This is a genomic window from Flavobacterium columnare, from assembly GCF_014844295.1.
Taxonomy (GTDB): Bacteria; Bacteroidota; Bacteroidia; order Flavobacteriales; family Flavobacteriaceae; genus Flavobacterium; species Flavobacterium columnare.
Genome location: NZ_CP054494.1, coordinates 506,669 through 530,905, shown reverse-complemented (window position 1 = coordinate 530,905; position 24,237 = coordinate 506,669). Strand labels below are relative to the sequence as shown.

Annotated in this window: 10 protein-coding genes; all 10 read left to right on the top strand. The window is 33.7% G+C overall.

Annotated features, from left to right (window positions below; genetic code table 11):
* The first annotated feature begins 106 nt into the window (after positions 1-106).
* Positions 107-1,801 carry a sensor histidine kinase gene (locus tag HUE53_RS02385; RefSeq protein ID WP_077225848.1) on the top strand — a complete coding sequence of 565 codons (1,695 nt, stop codon included), beginning with the start codon at positions 107-109 and terminating at the stop codon, positions 1,799-1,801.
* Positions 1,801-2,412 carry a response regulator transcription factor gene (locus tag HUE53_RS02380; protein WP_014166154.1) on the top strand — a complete coding sequence of 204 codons (612 nt, stop codon included), beginning with the start codon at positions 1,801-1,803 and terminating at the stop codon, positions 2,410-2,412. Before HUE53_RS02385 ends, HUE53_RS02380 begins: the two co-directional genes overlap by 1 nt.
* A 342-nt stretch (positions 2,413-2,754) precedes the next feature.
* Entirely contained in the window at positions 2,755-2,907 is a 153-nt protein-coding gene (locus HUE53_RS02375) for a hypothetical protein (protein WP_158308445.1), read from the top strand.
* 46 nt (positions 2,908-2,953) lie between these two features.
* A complete protein-coding gene (locus HUE53_RS02370) occupies positions 2,954-4,783 on the top strand; it encodes a T9SS type A sorting domain-containing protein (RefSeq protein ID WP_192188675.1) in 1,830 nt (609 codons plus the stop codon).
* A 797-nt stretch (positions 4,784-5,580) separates the two neighbouring features.
* A complete protein-coding gene (locus HUE53_RS02365) occupies positions 5,581-16,032 on the top strand; it encodes a T9SS type B sorting domain-containing protein (protein WP_192188674.1) in 10,452 nt (3,483 codons plus the stop codon).
* Between the two features lie 54 nt (positions 16,033-16,086).
* Positions 16,087-17,001, top strand: a complete 915-nt coding sequence (locus HUE53_RS02360) for a PorP/SprF family type IX secretion system membrane protein (protein WP_065212963.1) — start codon at positions 16,087-16,089, stop codon at positions 16,999-17,001.
* A 10-nt stretch (positions 17,002-17,011) separates the two neighbouring features.
* Positions 17,012-18,967 (top strand): OmpA family protein, encoded by a 1,956-nt coding sequence (locus HUE53_RS02355; protein WP_014165035.1) that lies wholly within the window; start codon positions 17,012-17,014, stop codon positions 18,965-18,967.
* 143 nt (positions 18,968-19,110) lie between these two features.
* Positions 19,111-21,066, top strand: a complete 1,956-nt coding sequence (locus HUE53_RS02350) for a peptidylprolyl isomerase (protein WP_077225907.1) — start codon at positions 19,111-19,113, stop codon at positions 21,064-21,066.
* Between the two features lie 19 nt (positions 21,067-21,085).
* The gene (locus tag HUE53_RS02345; RefSeq protein WP_014165037.1) at positions 21,086-22,438 is read left to right on the top strand and encodes a peptidylprolyl isomerase; all 1,353 of its coding nucleotides are present in this window, start codon (positions 21,086-21,088) and stop codon (positions 22,436-22,438) included.
* A gap of 103 nt (positions 22,439-22,541) precedes the next feature.
* Positions 22,542-24,188 carry a hypothetical protein gene (locus HUE53_RS02340; RefSeq protein ID WP_077225908.1) on the top strand — a complete coding sequence of 549 codons (1,647 nt, stop codon included), beginning with the start codon at positions 22,542-22,544 and terminating at the stop codon, positions 24,186-24,188.
* Positions 24,189-24,237 lie beyond the last annotated feature (49 nt).

Here is a 24,237-nt window from a genome sequence, read left to right as displayed (position 1 = left end):
AAGTATTTTTGCGTTAAATAAATGTAAAAAACTTGCTTTTCTAAAAAAGGTAAATCGTAAATTTTTGTTAAAAAAGCCTGTAAGTCTGCAAAATTAATAAATAAACATGAATAAGCTTCAAAATAAATCTTACTTAAGCCTTATTGTAATACTTTTATTGCAAATACTCTTTTTCTATCTGGTGTTTTTAGAATATAAAGGAGAAAAACAATTATTAGTAATTACACAACAAGATAAAGTTGATAGAGAATTTAAAGATAAAGCACAAAAGCTTTCTGATTTGATTGAAGGAACTCAATCGTATTTTAATAAATATATACTTTTTAGAGAATTACCAGATCTTAAAAAATATAATGAAAGCCTTGTTTTAATGGCTAAACATTTGAATGATCTTATTACAGATCAAAATCAAAGTATAAAACTAAAGGATAAGATAAGAAAGAATGTGACTCTTAATGAAAATTTAATAAATTTAAAGCAAAAAACAGATTCGATAATTAATGACCGATCAACAATTTCTCAACAACTTAACTTAGACGAGTTTTTGAAACCAAGTAATTATAAATTTGAAGATGTCTTAAATAGTGTTGAATTTGAAACGGATAAAAAAGTAGACAGTGTAAAGAAAAAAGGCTTATTTTCAAGATTAGGAAGTGCTTTAAAGGGACAAAATGATGTACAGAAAGAACAAATTAATAGCATACTTCGTCTTAAGTTTGGGAAAAAAGTAGTTTCAGGAGATATAAAACAGCAGTTTAAAAATGTTTTATTAGAGTCACAGAAACATTATAATAAACAATTTGGAGCTATTAGTAGAAGTTTAACGAATATTAAAAAAGGAGAAAAAAACTTAGTTCAAAAAAATCAAGCACTAGTTTCTGCTTACCGTCAGATAAATGATAAATTGAAGCTAATGATAGATGATGTATTAGATGATAATTCAGTAAAAATAGATGAACAAGCTAAAGTAAATAAAAAAGTACGATTCTATTTAATTATAACTGTTATGGTTCTAATAGTACTGATGTTGTTTGTATTATTGAAATATATAACAGACGTATTTAGAGTTAAAAGAAAATTATCAGAAGCAAAAGATCAAATAACAAAAGATTTATTTTTGAAAAATCGTATTATTTCAACATTAACCCATGAAATAAAAACCCCTGTTAGTATTATTAATTTATATGGGGCGTTTATGGGGAATAAAAATAAAGATATCGAATTGCAAGAATTTTTTGACACGGTAGTCTATACTTCTAATACATTAACACATATATCGAATCAAGCATTAGAATTAGTGAAAAATAATGAAGGAGAAACCAAGTTGAAATTGGAACCCGTTAATATGTCAGAAGAAACCACAGCAATTGTTAATTCATTAAAGATTTTTGCTTCTTCAAAAAATATTGATTTAATATTTAAAAATGAATTGCCTGCTAGTTGTATTGTACAATACGATAAAGCTAAGTTCTACCAATTGGTATATAATATAGTTGGTAATGCAGTAAAGTTTGCAAAATCAAAAATAGAAATTATAGCTAAATTGGAAAAAAACGAAGACATACAATCTTTTTCTTTTACAGTGAAAGATGATGGAATAGGGATTTCGAAAGAAGATAAAGAAAAAATATTTGATTTAGAGTATCAGAGTAAAAATAATAAGTCTGTTGATGCTTTAAGTCTCGGATTGGGATTGTATTTGTGTAAAAATATCATAAAAGCAAGTAATGGCACAATTTCTGTTGAAAGCGAATTAAATAAAGGAAGCCAAATTAAGTTTAATCTGAATTTTAATAAATAATGAATATAAAAGGAGAAAAGAAAGTTTTGATTGCAGATGATCATGCAGTAGTATGTCGTGGGATAGAAGTATTGGTGAGACCTGCATTTGAAAAAGCAACATTTTCTTATGCTAATTCAATTCAACAGGTTTTAGAAGCAATAGAACAAAATCAATATGATGTATTGTTGTTAGATGTAAACTACGCAGATGCTAATTTAACTCAAAAAATTTCTGAAATCAGAGCAAAGTCAGCTCAAGCAAAGATTGTTGTTTTTACAAGTGGATTATCGTTCAAAGAATTTAATATCTTAAAGAAAGAAGTAAATGCTATTCTAACCAAACAGTCAGAAGCATCTGCTTTTATACATACACTCGAAACGGTTTTTAATACAGGAGGCTTTGTAAGTTCACCCTTAAATGAAGAAAAGGTAAAAAGACTTGAAACACTTACGGAAAGAGAACTCGATATATTAGAATGTATGTTAAGTGGCATGGGAAATAAAGAAATGGTTTATCATTTAGATATAAAAGAATCGACCATATCAACTTTACGTAAAAGAATTCTAGGTAAATTGGATCTAACTAATAACGTTGAATTGTTGAATTATTTTACAGAAAATATTTTGTAAAATAGTTTTAGGGTGTTAATCATTCAATTTAAAAGATTATTTTAGGATAAAAACCTATGCTTTAATTTATTTAGGATAAATTAGATTTTATTTATGGTAAAACGAGTATGTATTAGTTTTTTTTATAGATAGTGTTGTCTATGGTTTTACTGAGGGATTGTAAGAAAATAAATAAATTTAGTAAATGAAAAATCCAGTTTAAGTTGATTTTAATTTTGTTTTATTTCCAATAGAATATATTCTGTATAGATTTTTTTATGTAGAAAATTTTCTAGTAAAAAAGAAAAGAAAAAAATAAAAAAAGAATTACTTTTACAATGTAATTTGTTTAAAAAGAATCATATGAAGCTTTTTGTAGACCTTAAAAACGCACCTCCAGCTCCTTTTGATGCGACTCCTCCTGTAGGTTTGAGTGTTGGGTGTAGTGAAAGTGTCCTTATTATTATGGCATTTTTTTTATGGTTGTATCATTCCTATAGAAAAAAAATAGGATGATATTTGGATTAGATGCTTTGGGTTATAGTGCTTAAATATGTATGTTATGAGAAAAAAAACTATTTTTCTTTTTTATTTTTTATTTTTTTTATCTAGTAAAAACTATTCGCAATTATATGTAGGAGGAGATCCTAATAAATATTTCTTTGTACAAGACGTACTTGTAACAGTTCAAGGAAATGTGAATTTAGCTAGTTCTGAAGGAAATTTCTTTTTGAGAAAGGAAGGACAACTGATGCAAACATCTTCAGGAACTTCTACTAATGTAGGGTTGGGTAATCTTTCTGTTTTTCAAGAAGGAACGGTAAATAATTTTCAATACAACTATTGGTGTTCTCCTGTAGGTGAACCTAGTTCAACAACAGGTAATTCTAAATTTGGAATTAGTAGATTAAAGTTGCCTCTTACTTCGTTAGGAAAGTCAGATGCCGTTATAACTTCAGGACTCGATGGTGTTTCAACAAATGGAGGACTAACAATTGCTAAAAGATGGATACATACCTATCAACAATCTAGTGTATACAACGGATGGGTATTCAAAGGAGATGCTATTGATATAAAAGCAGGAGAAGGCTTTTCAATGAAAGGTACAATGGGAACCGATAATATGATTCCTATGACGGGACTAACTCAGAATAATTCAGGAAGTAATCAGCGTTATGATTTTAGAGGAAAACCGAATTCTGGTGATATAAAAGTGCCAATAGCAGACGGAAAACTAACTTTAACAGGTAATCCATATCCTAGCGCAATAGATTTAAACTTATTTCTTAATGATCCTGCGAACGTTCCTTTTTCAGATGGAACCGCGTTGTTTTGGGAACACGATAAAACAGTAAATTCACATTATTTAGGTGAGTACAGGGGAGGATATGGGGTGTATAATTCAACTACAAGTGTTTATACTCCTGCTGTTTTTTATACCTATGATTCTGCGGGTAATAAAGGGGCTATTTACAGTTCCCCTGGGCATGATTATAAAAGGCGTTTTTCACCTATTGGTCAGGGATTTATGGTTCGAGGAAAGGCTAATGGTGAGTTAACTATAAAAAATTCCCACCGTGTATTTGTAAAGGAAAATGTGGTAAATACAACTTCACAATTTGAAAGAAATACTAACAATAAAAACATCAATTCCTTTTATCCTCCAATTCCTAATGTTGCAGGAGTTGATTATACAAAAGAAAGAGTGGCTAATCCAAACATTAAGTTAAAAGTTTCGTTTTGCGAAGGAGTTGCTACTAAAGAATTAGCATTGGTATTAATGAACGGATGTGAGGTAGGCGTTGATAGAGGCGATTCAAAATCACCTTCAATATACAGCAAAGATATAAATTTAACAATTAATCAAGAATCCTTCATTCATGATTGTAGACCATTTAATGAAAATACAAAATATTCTTTAAAATGTGTATCTGATCAAGACTGTGTTTTTAGAATTCAAAAAGCATCAGAAGAAGGAATGGAGAATTCTAAAATATACTTACACAATATAAAAGAGGATCAGTACTATGATTTAAACGGGGATCCCGTTGGGTTTTTTGTAAAAAAAGGGGAAGATTACGAAACTTATGAAATTGTATTTGATAAAAAATCAGAAGTTTTAAATACGGATGAAATAAAGTTGGCTCAAGATTTAATTGTCTATTATAACAAAGAACAAAGATCTATTATTATAGACAATAAACAAGAACACGATTTGCAAGAGGTATGTTTGTTAGACCTCACAGGAAAAAGTATTAAATGTGCCTCTTTACAATCTAATGAAAAATCCAAATATACATTAGCGGTTGATCATATTCAAACTCAAACATATATTGTCAAAATTCAAGATAAACTCAAAAGGATAGTATCTAAAAAAATAATTATTAATTAAGTACTTATAGAAAAAATGAGAAAAGGATTATAAAAACAGTTTCTCATTTTTTGATTTATATGTGTAAGGAGATAGAACTGTTTTTTTTATTCGTATTTATTTCATTAAAAAATTAGACCTTAATACATAATAAATGTATTCCTATCAGGGACTGTAAAGTACAATCAAAAAGAGAACTAACTTATTCAAGTGTTATTGTCTTTTAAAAATAGTCTAAATAAGAGTTTTTTTTGCCCCTAATTTAATAGTTGATGAGAAAATGTTCTAATCTTCGTTCTATTGCTCTTTGTGTAGTGTTTATCAATTAAGGCTTCTTTAAAGTTAGATAAAATCAATATAAAGGATATTAATCAGAAAGTATAATAATTTTAATAACTTCTTAGTATACAGTAAAAAACTTGTTGTATCTTAACTAAGAACCGCTTTAGTGTATAATAATTAAAAAATAGATGATATGATATAAAGAAATAAAATTCGAGTAATTATTTTACAATTCATTTCTAAAAATGAATTATTTTACTAAAAAATGGGGTCATAAATTTGAAGTAATAATCTTATGATTTTATTGATAAGATGTTCGATGATATTAATTTTTTAGTTGATTATGGGTATTATAGGTTGTATTTAACCTTATAAAGAAGGTAAAAGTTTTATTGAAGATCAATATACTTTTAGTTATGTCTTTTTAATCTTAATAATGAGTTTGTTTTAAAACATTAAAGAGATAATATTTTAAATAATATAATATGTGAAAAACATATTTTTAAAACCTTATTCTAAAATTTAAAATTTAATATATGGTCGAAAAAATACCAAAAACATTTAGAATTAAGTTTAGAGGCTTAATTTTTCTAATTTGTCTTACCACATTATTCTTTTTACCTGTTCAAAAGTCATATTCGCAATGTGGAACTGGTTTTCAACAAGGAGGCTTTTTGATGAATGTAAGCAATAATATTTATTCTGTTAATATTAGAACAGGTAAGTCTACTTTTATAACTACTAGTCCTTTTGTAAGTGGAGTAGGATCGGCAGGTATGAATTCTTTTGCTACTGATGCGGCAAATAGAGTAATGTATTATACCGATACTAATAATAATGTATCTAATGCTGCTTTGTATGCTTACAATATAGCTACTAATACGCATGTTGTAGTATCTCCAAATGTCACAGCCCAAGGGATAACATTAGGAACAGCAGGTGTAGGTTCTGGAGGAGCCGCTTTTGATGGAGGGTTTTTATATTTGGCGATAGAACAATCCCTTACAGGGACGGCTAATGCTGATACAGTAATTTATAGATGTACGATGTCAGCTGATGGTTTGACATTAGTTAATGCTGTGCCTGTAATTCAGATAGATGAAGCTGAATCTATGGGAGATTTTGCTGTTATAGGAAATCTAATAGTTAGAACTTTTGGTGGTAAAATTTTTGAGTATACAATACCAACAACTTACACCTTTGGTGTCAATACAGCAGCTTCTACTACAGTATCAGGAAGTAATACTTATATATCTCAAATAGCTCAAGATCATCTGAATAATTTATGGCTAGTTGGAGATAGAGTTAGACAATATGATCCAGCTACTCATACTATCTCAGGAACAGAAGTAAATACTACATCTGATGGAATTTTAGATATACCAAGCCCGAATGATGCAGGTGGATGTGTTGCTGCAGATGCTGTTATAGGACATAGAGTTTACAGAGATTATAATAATAATGGTGTTTTTGATGGTGTAGACGTAGGAATAGCAGGAGCAACAATTAATATTCATGATGATATAAATAAGAATGGAGTTGTTGATGGAACAGATCTTTTATTAACGACTGTTACTACTGGAGTAGGGGGTTTTTATACTGTAAATGGTTTGCTTCCAGGTGATTATATTATAAATGTAACCGATACAGGAAATGTTATCGGAGGAAGTGCTATCTCAACTACAGGAGGTAATATACAAACAGAAGAATTGTTTATATCAGAGTCAAATTTAACACATGATTTTGGATATTTTACCCCTAATTCAAATTTAGGGATAACAAAAACAGTAAGTAATGCTACACCAAATGTAGGTAGTAATGTAACTTTTACACTAACAGTGACTAATGCAGGACCAAGTACTGCAACGGGAGTTACCGTAAATGATTTACTTCCATCGGGATATACTTTTGTTGGTAGTTTACCTTCTGTAGGAACGTATAATTCAAGTACGGGAGTTTGGACTATTGGTACATTAGCAAATGGAGCTATAGAAACATTAAATATTGTAGCAACGGTTAAAGCTACGGGGAGTTATGCAAATACAGCTACTGTGACAGGAACTGAAGTAGACCCTTCATTAGGTAATAACTCCTCAACGAGTATACCTATTCCTAAAAATGTAATAGATGCAGTAAATGATCCATTGGTTACAGTTGTAAGTCTAAATACACCGGTTGTTGTTCCAGTAAACGTAACAGCTAATGATAAGATAAATGGAGTAGCAGTAACCCCAGTTAATACCAATGTAACTCCTGTTACAAATGGTTCATTAAGTGTAGATGCAAATGGAAACATAACAGTAGCGGCAAACACTCCATCAGGAGTTTATAATGTTACATATCAATTATGTGAAGCAGATTTAGTTACGGGCTTAAATATAACTCCAGCAAACTGCGATACTGCAACTGCCATAGTAGAAGTTAAAAACGACTTAATAGCTAAGAATGATAATTTAGGTACGATTGCTACCTCAGCCACAGCAACTACTGCCGCAGGAAGCGTTTTAGCGAATAATGGAAACGGAGCCGATACGTTAAACGGTGTTGCTGTAACCACAGCCAACACAGATGTAACCCCTGTTACAACAGGTTCTATTCGTATTGATGCAGATGGTAATATAACGATCCAGCCAGGTACACCAAGTGGTACTTACACGATTCCTTATACAATTTGTGAAACAGGAGCAACTCCAGTAAACTGTAAAACAGCCAATATAACTGTAGAAGTTAAAAACGATTTACTAGCTAAGGATGATAATTTAGGTACTATTGCTACCTCAACTACAGCAACTACTGTCGCAGGAAGCGTTTTAGCGAATAATGGAAACGGATCAGACACTCTAAACGGAGTGGCAGTAACCGCAGCCAACACAGATGTAACCCCTGTTACAACAGGTTCTATTCGTATTGATGCAGATGGTAATGTAACGATCCAGCCAGGCACACCAAGTGGTACTTACACGATTCCTTATACAATTTGTGAAACAGGAGCAACTCCAGTAAACTGTAAAACAGCCAATATAATTGTAGAAGTTAAAAATGTTATTGACGCTATAGACGATGCTAAAGTAACTGTTGCCTCAGGAGGTAATACCCCCAATGTAACGTTAAACGATAAGTTAAACGGATCAAACGTTACGATAGGTGCAGCAGCAGGTCAAGTAAGCCTAGCAGGTGTAAATGTTCCAGCAGGCTTAACATTAAATGCCGATGGTACGATTACTGTAGGCGCTACCACACCAAGTGGCACATACCAAGTAGAGTATCAAATCTGTGAGAACGGAGCAACTCCAGTAAACTGTGATAAAGCAATTGCTATAGTAGAAGTTAAAAATGTTATTGACGCTATAGACGATGCTAAAGTAACTGTTGCCTCAGGAGGTAATACCCCCAATGTAACGTTAAACGATAAGTTAAACGGATCAAACGTTACGATAGGTGCAGCAGCAGGTCAAGTAAGCCTAACAGGTGTAAATGTTCCAGCAGGCTTAACATTAAATGCAGATGGTACGATTACTGTAGGCGCTACCACACCAAGTGGCACATACCAAGTAGAGTATCAAATCTGTGAGAACGGAGCAACTCCAGTAAACTGTGATAAAGCAATTGCTATAGTAGAAGTTAAAAATGATTTACTAGCTAAGGATGATAATTTAGGTACTATTGCTACCTCAGCCATAACAACTACTGCCGCAGGAAGCGTTTTAGCGAATAATGGAAACGGATCCGATACGTTAAATGGCGTTGCTGTAACCACAGCCAACACAGATGTAACCCCTGTTACAACAGGTTCTATTCGTATTGATGCAGATGGTAATGTAACGATCCAGCCAGGTACACCAAGTGGTACTTACACGATTCCTTATACAATTTGTGAAACAGGAGCAACTCCAGTAAACTGTAAAACAGCCAATATAACTGTAGAAGTTAAAAACGATTTACTAGCTAAGGATGATAATTTAGGTATTATTGCTACTTCAGCCACAGCAACTACTGCCGCAGGAAGCGTTTTAGCGAATAATGGAAACGGATCCGATACGTTAAACGGTGTTGCTGTAACCACAGCCAACACAGATGTAACCCCTGTTACAACAGGTTCTATTCGTATTGATGCAGATGGTAATATAACGATCCAGCCAGGTACACCAAGTGGTACTTACACGATTCCTTATACAATTTGTGAAACAGGAGCAACTCCAGTAAACTGTAAAACAGCCAATATAACTGTAGAAGTTAAAAACGATTTACTAGCTAAGGATGATAATTTAGGTACTATTGCTACCTCAACTACAGCAACTACTGTCGCAGGAAGCGTTTTAGCGAATAATGGAAACGGATCAGACACTCTAAACGGAGTGGCAGTAACCGCAGCCAACACAGATGTAACCCCTGTTACAACAGGTTCTATTCGTATTGATGCAGATGGTAATGTAACGATCCAGCCAGGCACACCAAGTGGTACTTACACGATTCCTTATACAATTTGTGAAACAGGAGCAACTCCAGTAAACTGTAAAACAGCCAATATAATTGTAGAAGTTAAAAATGTTATTGACGCTATAGACGATGCTAAAGTAACTGTTGCCTCAGGAGGTAATACCCCCAATGTAACGTTAAACGATAAGTTAAACGGATCAAACGTTACGATAGGTGCAGCAGCAGGTCAAGTAAGCCTAGCAGGTGTAAATGTTCCAGCAGGCTTAACATTAAATGCCGATGGTACGATTACTGTAGGCGCTACCACACCAAGTGGCACATACCAAGTAGAGTATCAAATCTGTGAGAACGGAGCAACTCCAGTAAACTGTGATAAAGCAATTGCTATAGTAGAAGTTAAAAATGTTATTGACGCTATAGACGATGCTAAAGTAACTGTTGCCTCAGGAGGTAATACCCCCAATGTAACGTTAAACGATAAGTTAAACGGATCAAACGTTACGATAGGTGCAGCAGCAGGTCAAGTAAGCCTAACAGGTGTAAATGTTCCAGCAGGCTTAACATTAAATGCAGATGGTACGATTACTGTAGGCGCTACCACACCAAGTGGCACATACCAAGTAGAGTATCAAATCTGTGAGAACGGAGCAACTCCAGTAAACTGTGATAAAGCAATTGCTATAGTAGAAGTTAAAAACGATTTACTAGCTAAGGATGATAATTTAGGTATTATTGCTACTTCAGCCACAGCAACTACTGCCGCAGGAAGCGTTTTAGCGAATAATGGAAACGGATCCGATACGTTAAACGGTGTTGCTGTAACCACAGCCAACACAGATGTAACCCCTGTTACAACAGGTTCTATTCGTATTGATGCAGATGGTAATATAACGATCCAGCCAGGTACACCAAGTGGTACTTACACGATTCCTTATACAATTTGTGAAACAGGAGCAACTCCAGTAAACTGTAAAACAGCCAATATAACTGTAGAAGTTAAAAACGATTTACTAGCTAAGGATGATAATTTAGGTACTATTGCTACCTCAACTACAGCAACTACTGTCGCAGGAAGCGTTTTAGCGAATAATGGAAACGGATCCGATACGTTAAACGGTGTTGCTGTAACCACAGCCAACACAGATGTAACCCCTGTTACAACAGGTTCTATTCGTATTGATGCAGATGGTAATGTAACGATCCAGCCAGGCACACCAAGTGGTACTTACACGATTCCTTATACAATTTGTGAAACAGGAGCAACTCCAGTAAACTGTAAAACAGCCAATATAATTGTAGAAGTTAAAAATGTTATTGACGCTATAGACGATGCTAAAGTAACTGTTGCCTCAGGAGGTAATACCCCCAATGTAACGTTAAACGATAAGTTAAACGGATCAAACGTTACGATAGGTGCAGCAGCAGGTCAAGTAAGCCTAGCAGGTGTAAATGTTCCAGCAGGCTTAACATTAAATGCCGATGGTACGATTACTGTAGGTGCTACCACACCAAGTGGCACATACCAAGTAGAGTATCAAATCTGTGAGAACGGAGCAACTCCAGTAAACTGTGATAAAGCAATTGCTATAGTAGAAGTTAAAAATGAATTAGTTGCTAAGAACGATAACTTAGGTATTGTAGCTACTTCTGCTACCACGAGTACCGCCGCAGGAAGCGTTTTAGTGAATAATAATGGAAACGGAGCCGATACGTTAAACGGTGTTGCTGTAACCACAGCCAACACAGATGTAACCCCTGTTACAACAGGTCCTATTCGTATCGATGCAGATGGTAATGTAACTATCGAGCCAGGTACACCAAGTGGTACTTACACGATTCCTTACACAATTTGTGAAACAGGAGCAACACCAGCAAACTGTAAAACAGCTGATGTAATTGTAGAAGTTAAAAATGAATTAGTTGCTAAGAACGATAACTTAGGTATTGTAGCTACTTCTGCTACCACGAGTACCGCCGCAGGAAGCGTTTTGGTGAATAATAATGGAAACGGAGCCGATACGTTAAATGGTGTTGCTGTAACCACAGCCAACACAGATGTAATCCCTGTTACAACAGGTCCTATTCGTATCGATGCAGATGGTAATGTAACTATCGAGCCAGGTACACCAAGTGGTACTTACACGATTCCTTACACAATTTGTGAAACAGGAGCAACACCAGCAAACTGTAAAACAGCTGATGTAATTGTAGAAGTTAAAAATGAATTAGTTGCTAAGAACGATAACTTAGGTATTGTAGCTACTTCTGCTACCACGAGTACCGCCGCAGGAAGCGTTTTAGTGAATAATAATGGAAACGGAGCCGATACGTTAAATGGCGTTGCTGTAACCACAGCCAACACAGATGTAACTCCAGTTACAACAGGTCCTATTCGTATCGATGCAGATGGTAATGTAAGCATCGAGCCAGGTACACCAAGTGGTACTTATACGATTCCTTACACAATTTGTGAAACAGGAGCAACACCAGCAAACTGTAAAACAGCTGATGTAATTGTAGAAGTTAAAAATGAATTAGTTGCTAAGAACGATAACTTAGGTATTGTAGCTACTTCTGCTACCACGAGTACCGCCGCAGGAAGCGTTTTAGTGAATAATAATGGAAACGGAGCCGATACGTTAAATGGCGTTGCTGTAACCACAGCCAACACAGATGTAACTCCAGTTACAACAGGTCCTATTCGTATCGATGCAGATGGTAATGTAAGCATCGAGCCAGGTACACCAAGTGGTACTTATACGATTCCTTACACAATTTGTGAAACAGGAGCAACACCAGCAAACTGTAAAACAGCTGATGTAATTGTAGAAGTTAAAAATGAATTAGTTGCTAAGAACGATAACTTAGGTATTGTAGCTACTTCTGCTACCACGAGTACCGCCGCAGGAAGCGTTTTAGTGAATAATAATGGAAACGGAGCCGATACGTTAAACGGTGTTGCTGTAACCACAGCCAACACAGATGTAACCCCTGTTACAACAGGTCCTATTCGTATCGATGCAGATGGTAATGTAACTATCGAGCCAGGTACACCAAGTGGTACTTACACGATTCCTTACACAATTTGTGAAACAGGAGCAACACCAGCAAACTGTAAAACAGCTGATGTAATTGTAGAAGTTAAAAATGAATTAGTTGCTAAGAACGATAACTTAGGTATTGTAGCTACTTCTGCTACCACGAGTACCGCCGCAGGAAGCGTTTTGGTGAATAATAATGGAAACGGAGCCGATACGTTAAATGGTGTTGCTGTAACCACAGCCAACACAGATGTAACCCCTGTTACAACAGGTCCTATTCGTATCGATGCAGATGGTAATGTAACTATCGAGCCAGGTACACCAAGTGGTACTTACACGATTCCTTACACAATTTGTGAAACAGGAGCAACACCAGCAAACTGTAAAACAGCTGATGTAATTGTAGAAGTTAAAAATGAATTAGTTGCTAAGAACGATAACTTAGGTATTGTAGCTACTTCTGCTACCACGAGTACCGCCGCAGGAAGCGTTTTAGTGAATAATAATGGAAACGGAGCCGATACGTTAAATGGCGTTGCTGTAACCACAGCCAACACAGATGTAACTCCAGTTACAACAGGTCCTATTCGTATCGATGCAGATGGTAATGTAAGCATCGAGCCAGGTACACCAAGTGGTACTTATACGATTCCTTACACAATTTGTGAAACAGGAGCAACACCAGCAAACTGTAAAACAGCTGATGTAATTGTAGAAGTTAAAAATGAATTAGTTGCTAAGAACGATAACTTAGGTATTGTAGCTACTTCTGCTACCACGAGTACCGCCGCAGGAAGCGTTTTAGTGAATAATAATGGAAACGGAGCCGATACGTTAAATGGCGTTGCTGTAACCACAGCCAACACAGATGTAACTCCAGTTACAACAGGTCCTATTCGTATCGATGCAGATGGTAATGTAAGCATCGAGCCAGGTACACCAAGTGGTACTTATACGATTCCTTACACAATTTGTGAAACAGGAGCAACACCAGCAAACTGTAAAACAGCTGATGTAATTGTAGAAGTTAAAAATGAATTAGTTGCTAAGAACGATAACTTAGGTATTGTAGCTACTTCTGCTACCACGAGTACCGCCGCAGGAAGCGTTTTAGTGAATAATAATGGAAACGGAGCCGATACGTTAAACGGTGTTGCTGTAACCACAGCCAACACAGATGTAACTCCAGTTACAACAGGTCCTATTCGTATCGATGCAGATGGTAATGTAACTATCGAGCCAGGTACACCAAGTGGTACTTATACGATTTCTTACACAATTTGTGAAACAGGAGCAACACCAGCAAACTGTAAAACAGCTGATGTAATTGTAGAAGTTAAAAATGAATTAGTTGCTAAGAACGATAACTTAGGTATTGTAGCTACTTCTGCTACCACGAGTACCGCCGCAGGAAGCGTTTTAGTGAATAATAATGGAAACGGAGCCGATACATTAAACGGTGTTGCTGTAACCACAGCCAACACAGATGTAACTCCAGTTACTACAGGTCCTATTCGTATCGATGCAGATGGTAATGTAACTATCGAGCCAGGTACACCAAGTGGTACTTACACGATTCCTTACACAATTTGTGAAACAGGAGCAACACCAGCAAACTGTAAAACAGCTGATGTAATTGTAGAAGTTAAAAATGAATTAGTTGCTAAGAACGATAACTTAGGTATTGTAGCTACTTCTGCTACCACGAGTACCGCCGCAGGAAGCGTTTTAGTGAATAATAACGGAAACGGAGCCGATATGTTAAACGGTGTTGCTGTAACCACAGCCAACACAGATGTAACTCCAGTTACTACAGGTCCTATTCGTATCGATGCAGATGGTAATGTAAGCATCGAGCCAGGTACACCAAGTGGTACTTACACGATTCCTTACACAATTTGTGAAACAGGAGCAACACCAGCAAACTGTAAAACAGCTGATGTAATTGTAGAAGTTAAAAATGAATTAGTTGCTAAGAACGATAACTTAGGTATTGTAGCTACTTCTGCTACCACGAGTACCGCCGCAGGAAGCGTTTTAGTGAATAATAATGGAAACGGAGCCGATACGTTAAACGGTGTTGCTGTAACCACAGCCAACACAGATGTAACTCCAGTTACTACAGGTCCTATTCGTATCGATGCAGATGGTAATGTAAGCATCGAGCCAGGTACACCAAGTGGTACTTACACGATTCCTTACACAATTTGTGAAACAGGAGCAACACCAGCAAACTGTAAAACAGCTGATGTAATTGTAGAAGTTAAAAATGTTATTGACGCTATAGACGATACCAAAGTAACTGTTGCCTCAGGAGGTAGTACACCAAGCGTAACGTTAAACGATAAGTTAAACGGATCAAACGTTACGATAGGTGCAGCAGCAGGTCAAGTAAGCCTAACAGGTGTAAACGTTCCAGCAGGCTTAACATTAAATGCCGATGGTACGATTACTGTAGGCGCTACCACACCAAGTGGCACATACCAAGTAGAGTATCAAATCTGTGAGAACGGAGCTAACCCAGCAAACTGCGATACCGCAATTGCTATAGTAGAAGTTAAAAACCCAATAGTTTTAGGAGGTCCTGATAAAGAATTAATAGTATCAGGTACTACAGGAACAGTGTCTATTTATAGTAATGATACATTTAATGGAAAGCCATTATTATCTACCATAGGAACAGGAGTAGGTCAGGTAACAGTCACAACAACAGGATTACCACAAGGGATGATACTTAATTCTAATGGAACAATTACAGTAGATAATACAGTTGATAATAATACGTATACTTTTACTTATACTGTTTGTGAGAATGGGGCTTTAGTTCCAAATTGTGTTACGCAAACAGTTACTATTGAGGTTTTAGCTAAGGTTGATGCAAACGATGATGCATTTGTTACAACAAATGGAGGTTCGGGTTCGGTAGTAGGGAATGTTTTAGTAAATGATGCTATAAACAACTTAAGTCAAGGTTCTGCAACAATTAGTAATGTGGTATTAGCCCAAAGTACTTTTGCCCAGCCAGTAATTACTGTACCATCAAAATCTCCAGTGCCGTATCTAAATGCTGCTACAGGAGAGGTAATAGTTCCAATAGGAACGCCAGCAGGTACTTATAGTTTTACATATAATGCATGCTTAGTAATTAAACCTGGTATTTGCGATACCGCCACTGTAACAGTAACGGTTCATCCATCAAACAATGAGGAAGTTGTAGTGTATAATCACATGACCCCTAATGGAGATGGAGATAACGATGTCTTTTTTATAGATGGTGTAGATAAATTTCCTAATAACTCAGTAGAAGTTTACAACCGATGGGGAGTATTAGTATATGAGGCAAAAGGATATAATAATAATGATCGAGCATTCCGAGGGATATCATCAGGACGAGTTACGATCAAACAATTAGAAGAATTGCCAGAAGGGACATATTATTATATGTTTAAGTATGAGAACACGAGTGGTGTAACCAAAGAGAAAGCAGGTTATTTATATATCAATAGATAGAGAATTAATATACCTCCGCCTTTAGGGCGGAGGATATTTAAAAAATAATATGATATGAAAAACAAAATTATATATTTACTACTTTTAATGAGTGGAGTTGGTTTTGCTCAACAAGAAGCACAGTATACTCAATATATGTATAACACTGCTAATGTAAATCCTGGTTACACAGGTACCCGCGGTTGTTTTAGTGCTTTAGTAATGCACCGCTCCCAATGGGTAGGATTAGAAGGAGCCCCAAAGACAAATACAGTCGCAATGAGTACCCCTTTAGGTCTTAACAATAGGATGGGATTAGGAGTAAGTGTTATAAACGATAAAATAGGTCCATCAGATGAAAATGCTATATCAGTAGACCTTAGTTATAATATTAATACTTCCGAGAATTCTAAATTGTCGTTTGGTATAAAAGGAACAGCCAATTTTTTTAGTGTTGATTTTAATAAGACTAAGATTCATAATGTATCCGACGGTTTGATAAGACAAAATGTAGACAATCGTTTTTTTCCTAATATAGGAGCTGGAGCATTTTGGTATTCAGATAAGACCTATGTAGGACTATCCATCCCTTTTATATTAGAACAAAAATATTATGATAATGACGTGCAATACGTAGCCAGTGAACGTATGCACCCCCATTTAATAGCGGGACACGTATTTCGTTTAAGTAGCGAAGTACAGTTTAAACCCACAACGATGATTAAATATGTTAATGGAGCCCCATTACAAGTTGATTTATCAGGGAATTTTTGGTTTAATGAAAAATTTTCATTGGGAGCCGCCTATCGTTGGAGCGCTGCGTGGAGTGCCATGGCAGGATTTCAGATTAATGACTCATGGTTGATAGGATATGCCTATGATCGAGATGTTACCAGATTAGGAAATTTTAACTCTGGCTCACATGAAGTATTTTTACGTTATGAATTGTTTAAACGTGTAGAAAAAGTGGTAGCCCCACGTTTCTTCTAAAACTATTATTATGAAAAAAATAATTTTATTTACCGTATTAGGATTGTCTTTGCACGGAGGATATGCACAAGAGAAAAAAATCATAAAAGCAGGTAATCACTATAATGGTTTAGCATACGTCGATGCAATTGACACCTACTTAAAAGTAGCTCAAAAAGGATATAAATCCAAAGAGTTATTCCAACGCCTAGGAGATTCGTATTATTACAATGCTAAATTAGTAGATGCTCATAAATGGTATGCTGAATTATTTGCTTTAGGCGAAACAGTAGAACCCGAATACTATTATCGTTATGCACAAACCCTCAAATCGGTAGAAGATTACAAAAAAGCCGATGAATATATGAGTAAGTTTTATGAATTAACATCAAAGGATACAAGAGCCAATATTTATAATAATCAAAAAGATTATAAAAATATTATCGCAAAAAATTCTGGGCGTTTTGAAATAAAACCAGTAAGCATTAACGGCAGTTCTTCCGATTATGGTACCGCATTTTATGGAGACAAAGTACTTTTTGCATCTACTAGAGATACCATCGGCGTTTTCAAAGCAAAAGCTAAATGGACAGGGAAATCATTTACCAACCTGTATGCTGCTGATAAAAATGAAACAGGAGACGATCTTCTTAATACAACTCGTTTTGCTAAAGAAATCAATTCTAAATATCACGAAGATTCTCCCGTTTTTACCAAAGATTTAAAAACGGTATACTTTACCCGTAATAATTTCAATGAAGGAAAAGTAGGAAGAGATGATAAAAAAATCATCAATCTGAAAATCTATCGTGCTAATTTAAATGCAAAAGGAGAATGGATTAATATAGTAGAACTACCATTTAATAGCGATCAATACAGTGTAGCCCATCCGGCTTTATCCCCTGATGAAAAGACTTTATATTTTGCTTCTAATATGCCAGGAACATACGGAGAATCGGATTTGTTCAAGGTAGCTATTTTAGGAGAAAATAGCTACGGAACACCTATTAACCTAGGAAATACAATCAATACAGAAGCCAGAGAAACCTTTCCTTTCATAACTGACAAAGGTGTACTATATTATGCAACCGATGGTCAACAAGGACTAGGAGGATTAGACATCTATGCCGCACAATTAGATGAGAAAGGCATGGTATCCAATTTAGTAAATGTAGGATCTCCAGTAAATGGTCCGATGGATGACTTCGCCTTTATCATAGACGAAAAAGGAAAAGGCTTCTTTTCATCAAACCGTTCAGGAGGCAAAGGATTAGATGACATCTATAGCTTTATAGAAAAATCACCACTCAATCTAGAAATTCAACACGAACTAGCAGGTGTTGTTACAAATTCTGAAACTAGAGAAGTAATTCCTGGAGCCACAGTAACATTATATGATGAGACGTTTAATGAAATAGGAAAAGTTCTTGCTGATGAAAAAGGTTTTTATGATTTCAAAAAAGTTCCTGCGGGTAAAAAATATTACGTAAGAGCAGAAAAAGAAGATTATGAAACCAAAGAAAAACCAGTAGACATTCCAAATAAAACAGGAAAAACAAATCTACCTATTGACACCGCTAAAAAAGTACGTGTAATACAAGAAGGATCCGATTTAGCTAAAATATTTGAAATTAAAATCATTTATTTCGATTTAGATAAATCGTTTATCCGTGCTGATGCAGCTGTAGAATTAGCCAAGATTTTAGAAGTAATGAAGCAATATCCAACCATGAAGGTAGATGTTCGATCACATACCGACTGTCGTCAAACAGTAGCCTATAATGCTAAACTTTCAGATCGTAGAGCAAAAGAAACAGTAGCTTGGTTAGTTAAAAACGGTATTGCTAAAGATCGTTTAACAGGACGTGGTTATGGCGAATCACAATTAGTAAATGATTGTGGTTGCGAACCAACCAATCAATCTTCTTGCACAGAAGAACAACATCAAGCAAACAGAAGAAGTGAATTTATCATTGTAAAAATGTAATAAAATATAAAAGCTTGGTTAAAAAGCACCTCATAGGAGGTGCTTTTTTCGTTAATAATTTTTTGTTAATAGATTTATCTTTACTTGTTTAATGTGTTCTAATTCTTATTTTTGCTTTGCTATTTATAAATAACAATAGAATAATGAATCTAAAAGAGTTTTTAACTACTGCATTATTTGCAGTTTCTACTGTAGGTTTTTCACAAAGTACAAATAAGGACATATTATTTACCATTGATGATAAACCGTATTATACAGATGAATTCTTACGAGTTTATAATAAAAATATTGATTTGGTTAAGGATGAATCGCAAAAAGATTTGAATGCTTACTTAGATTTATATGTAGCTTATAAATTAAAAATTCATAAAGCTAATAAATTAGGATTGCAAAATGGAATGCAATACAAAAATGAGTTGCGTTCTTATAGAAATCAATTAGCTAAAAATTATACTTCCGATAGTAAGGTTACAAAAGCATTAATTGATGAAGCCTATTCCAGAATTCAAAAAGAAGTAAAAGCATCACATATTCTTATCTTATGCGATGAAAATGCAACAGCTCAAGACACACTAAAGGCTTATAAAGTAGTTCAAGAGATAAGAAACAAGGCTCTGAAAGGAGAGTCTTTTGAATCATTGGCAATTCAATATTCTCAAGATCCTTCTGCTAAAGAAAATAAAGGAAATTTAGGATATTTTTCTGCTTTTCGTATGGTGTATCCTTTTGAATCAGCAGCTTATAACACAAAAATAGGAGAAATATCTATGCCAGTACGTACAAAGTTTGGATATCATCTACTAAAAGTGCAAGATATAAGAGAAAATAGAGGAGAGCTAACAGTAGCCCATATTATGATCTTAAAGACGAAAAGTACTACAGATGCTGATAGTATAAAATCTAAAAACTCAATTTTTGATATTTATTCAAAATTAAAACAAGGCGAAAATTTCGCTACTTTAGCAAATCAATATTCAGAAGATAAAAGCTCTGCTCCTAAAGGAGGAACTTTGCCTCGTTTTAGTTCAGGTCAGTTGAGTTCAGAAGTTTTTGAAAATAAAGCATTTGAATTAAATAAAGCAGGAGATTATTCAGAACCTTTCGAAAGCCAATTCGGATGGCACATAGTTAAACTTATTGAAAAACATCCCATTAAGAAATTACAAGAGATGGAACGTGAGCTAGACACTAAAATTAGAAAAGATGATCGCTCCAAAATAATAGTTTCTGCATTAACATCTAAACTACGTGAAAAATATCCTGTAAGACGTAATGAAAAAATGTTTTCAGAAATTAGAAATAGTATAACAGATAGTTATTATACTACTGAGTGGAAAATGCCAGAAGATAAAAAGCAATTTGATGGGGAATTAGTAAAATTAGCAGATAAATCTATTCCAGGAACTGCTTTTCTAAATGAATTAAGTTCGCAACAAAAAGCAAAAACAAAAATAAAACCTATTGAAAAATGGATAGATCAAGTATATTCCAATTTTATAGATAATCAATTAAATCTTTATTATAATGAAAATTTAGAAAAAGAATTTCCTGATTTTGAAAATATCGTAGCAGAGTATAGAGATGGTCTGCTCTTATTTGATCTAATGGAAAAAGAAATTTGGAATAAGGCCAAACAAGATTCTATTGGACTTAAAAATTATTTCGAACAAAATAAATTGAACTACCAATGGAAGAATAGAGCAAAAGTAATAATAGTATCTTCTACCAATGAGCAACTTGTTAAGAAAGCTCAAAAAATATTAAGAGAAAATACTACCGTAGATCTATTGAAAGAAAAAATAAATACAAAAGAAGTCGTTCATGTTATACCTAAAGAAGAAACAATCGAAGAAGGGATGAACCCTAATATAATTTTGAAAGAAGGAGTTTCTAAGATTTATAAAGAAAAAGAGTATTTTTACGTTAATAAAGTATTAAAGGTTTTACCAGCTGGACAAAAGACATTAGAAGAAATAAAAGGAAAAGTTATTAGTGATTATCAACAATATCTTGAAGATAGTTGGGTTTCTGAACTCAAAAAAGAATTTAAAGTTAATGTTAATAATAGTATTTTTGAAAAGTTAAAAACATCCAAATAAAAAGTAATAAAGCAATAAAATGAAATTAATTCAAAAAGTAAGTGTTTTTCTAACTTTATTCATTGCCGTTTTTTCGACTACTGCTCAAAAAACAAAAGTAGATGGGGTAGTTGGAGTAGTTGGAGATTATATAATTTTAGATTCAGATATTGACAAAACGTACATTGAACTCAAACAACAAGGAATTAATACAAAAGAAATTTCTCGCTGTCAAATGTTGGGTAAGTTGTTAGAAGATAAATTATACGCACATCAAGCAGTTCAAGACAGTATAAAAGTAACAGATGCAGAAGTCAATCAAAAACTAGAAGAACAGCTAGATTATGCTAAACAACAATTAGGATCCATGGAGAAAGTAGTTGAATACTACAGGAAATCTAGCGAGCAAGATTTGAGAACGGAATTATTTGATATTATTAAATCAAATAAATTAACGGCAGAAATGCAAAAAAAGATTGTAGACCTCGTAACTATTACTCCTGAAGAAGTTCGTGATTTTTATAAAAAAATTCCAAAAGAAGAATTACCCGTTTTTGGAGCAGAAATGGAATTAGCTCAAATTGTTGTAAAACCTGAAATATCTAAAGACTCGAAACAGGTTATTATAGATCAACTAAAATCATTAAAAAAAGAGGTTTTAGAAAATGGAGCTAGTTTCTTTACAAAAGCCGTTCTGTATTCTGAAGATCCAGGGTCTAAGAATAACGGAGGATATTACAAAATGAATCGAAAAACTCAGTTTGTAAAAGAATTTAAAGACGTAGCTTTTAGTTTACAAGAAGGAGAAATATCAGAACCTTTTGAAACTGAATTTGGCTATCACATTATCCAATTAGAAAAAATTAAAGGACAAGATTTAGAATTACGACATATAGTAATTGCTCCTAAAGCCTCTGATAAAGCCATAAAAGAAGCAAGGGAAAAAGCCGAAAAAATTAGATCACGTATTTTAAATAAAGAATTAACTTTTGCTCAAGCAGCTCGCCAATTTTCAGATGAAAAAGAAACTAAAAATGACGGAGGGGTTTTGCTAAATCCTAAGACACAAGACACTCGTTTTGAGTTGACTAAGATGGATCCCTCTATTTATGGAGTCGTAGCAAACCTAAAAGATGGTGAAATATCCTATCCAGTAACAGATGAGGATAGAACAGGAGCTAAATTTTTTAAAATCATGACCGTAACCAATCGTTTTGAAGAACATACGGCTGACTATGCTAAAGATTACTTGCGTTTAAAAGAATTAGCGTTAAAAGAAAAGCAATTAAAAGAAATTGCAAAATGGAGTGCAGATAAAATAAAAGAAACCCATATTAAAATTAATGGAGAGTACCGTGACTGTACCTTCACAAATAACTGGTTAAAGAAATAATTTTTTATTTTATTTAAAAAGAGTTAATTTTATAGTTTTATAGAATTAACTCTTTTTTATTACTATTTATTTTAAGAGGGTGAGTTCGTAATTATTACTATCTATGCATACTCTTGCTTCCTTTTTAAAAGAAAATAATACAAAACTAAAACAAATAAAGAACCTAACTGTTCGTGATTTAGATGAGTTAGAACCGAACTCGTTCGTTGCTTATGTAGATCAAAAAGATAAAAGTTATGATGTGCAAATAAAAATCAATTCCAAGAAACAAATCGAGTCAACCCTTTGCGATTGTTCAGATAATGGAGTTTGTATACATATAATAGCATTAGCTTCTTTCCTTAAAAATCAAACAACAACCGAAAAAGTAAAAAAAAGAGTCGTTAAAAAGCAATCCGAATCAGATCAATTATTAGAAACGATTTCAGATCTTGATTTGCGAATTTGGATAGCAGATTTATTAAATACCAATAAAGAAATAGCCTTCGTTTTTAAAAATCAATTCTCTAAAGAAGAAATTCAAATTTCCGAAGAAAAACTTACCACAATTATTAATGAATCCATAAAATCTATTATAGGAAAAAGAAAAACAGTACAAACCAATGAGGTTAAAAAAATTATAGATACCCTTCAAATAAGTCTAAGACCTTATATTGATGCCCTTTTACAAAGTCAAACTCTAGAAAATCTAAAACTTATTAATTACATAGCCAAAGAACTTTGGCAATTTTATAATGACTATTATTTGCATACAACTCGAATTGAAACCTTTATTAATAAAATAAAAGAAACTTTTATTACAAACCTTTTACTCCTAAAAGATTTTGATCTATGGTGCGAAAGAGTAGAGTCCTTGATAGTCTTTGAAATAACAGATAGAGAAGAATATACTGATTTTTTTTATACGGATAAAATTTATAAATTTTCAAAAACAAACGAGTTAAAACTTGCTTTTTTCTTGAATAAATTGGAAGAACAAGCGAAACCTTTTTTAGAAAAAAAAACAGATTGGGGATTACAAAACTTTCATTTAAGAGAATTTGTTTTACCTATTTACATTGAACATGGGATGTTTGCTAAGTATGTAAAAATCTTTGAACCCGTAAAATTTCAAAACGACTATAACCTCTTACTCATTCAAGCATTAAAAGAGTTAGGTGAAAATGAAAAAGTAGAAAAATATGCTTTAGACCAAATAGATAGTAATTATTATGCGGAATTTAACACCCCTTATGTGAAAATTTTAGATGAATTGTATCGCAAACTAGAGCAAAATGATAAATTAGCCTTATTACTAGCACGACACGGGAAATATATTTTTAGTCTAAATAACTATGAATTAATAAAAAAATATGCTCCTTTAGAAGATTTTAAAAAGTACCGACAAGCTTTGTTGATAAATGCAACTAATGCCATAGTTTCTGGAAACCAAGAAGCATTTGAGTTATATTATCAACTAAAAAAAGAAGAAGGAAAACAAGAATTTCTTTTTGATATTTTAAATAAAACAGATAGTTACACCATTTTTAATCAATACAAAGAAGATGCTTTTAAAATGTCAGAAATTAAATTCTTAAAAGCATTATGCAATATCCGTAGTTCGTCATTACACGAGAAAAAAGAGGTGAACGAAATTGTTCAATTTATAATAAAAAATTATGATGAAAAACAATTGGAATTTTATCTAAAACAATTCAGAGGTTTTAACGAAGTGCTAAGAATCTTACGAAAAAAGAGTTTAGATGAGTAATTAGCTTTATTTCAAATTTTTTTAAATCAAATAAAAACATTAGCTTTAA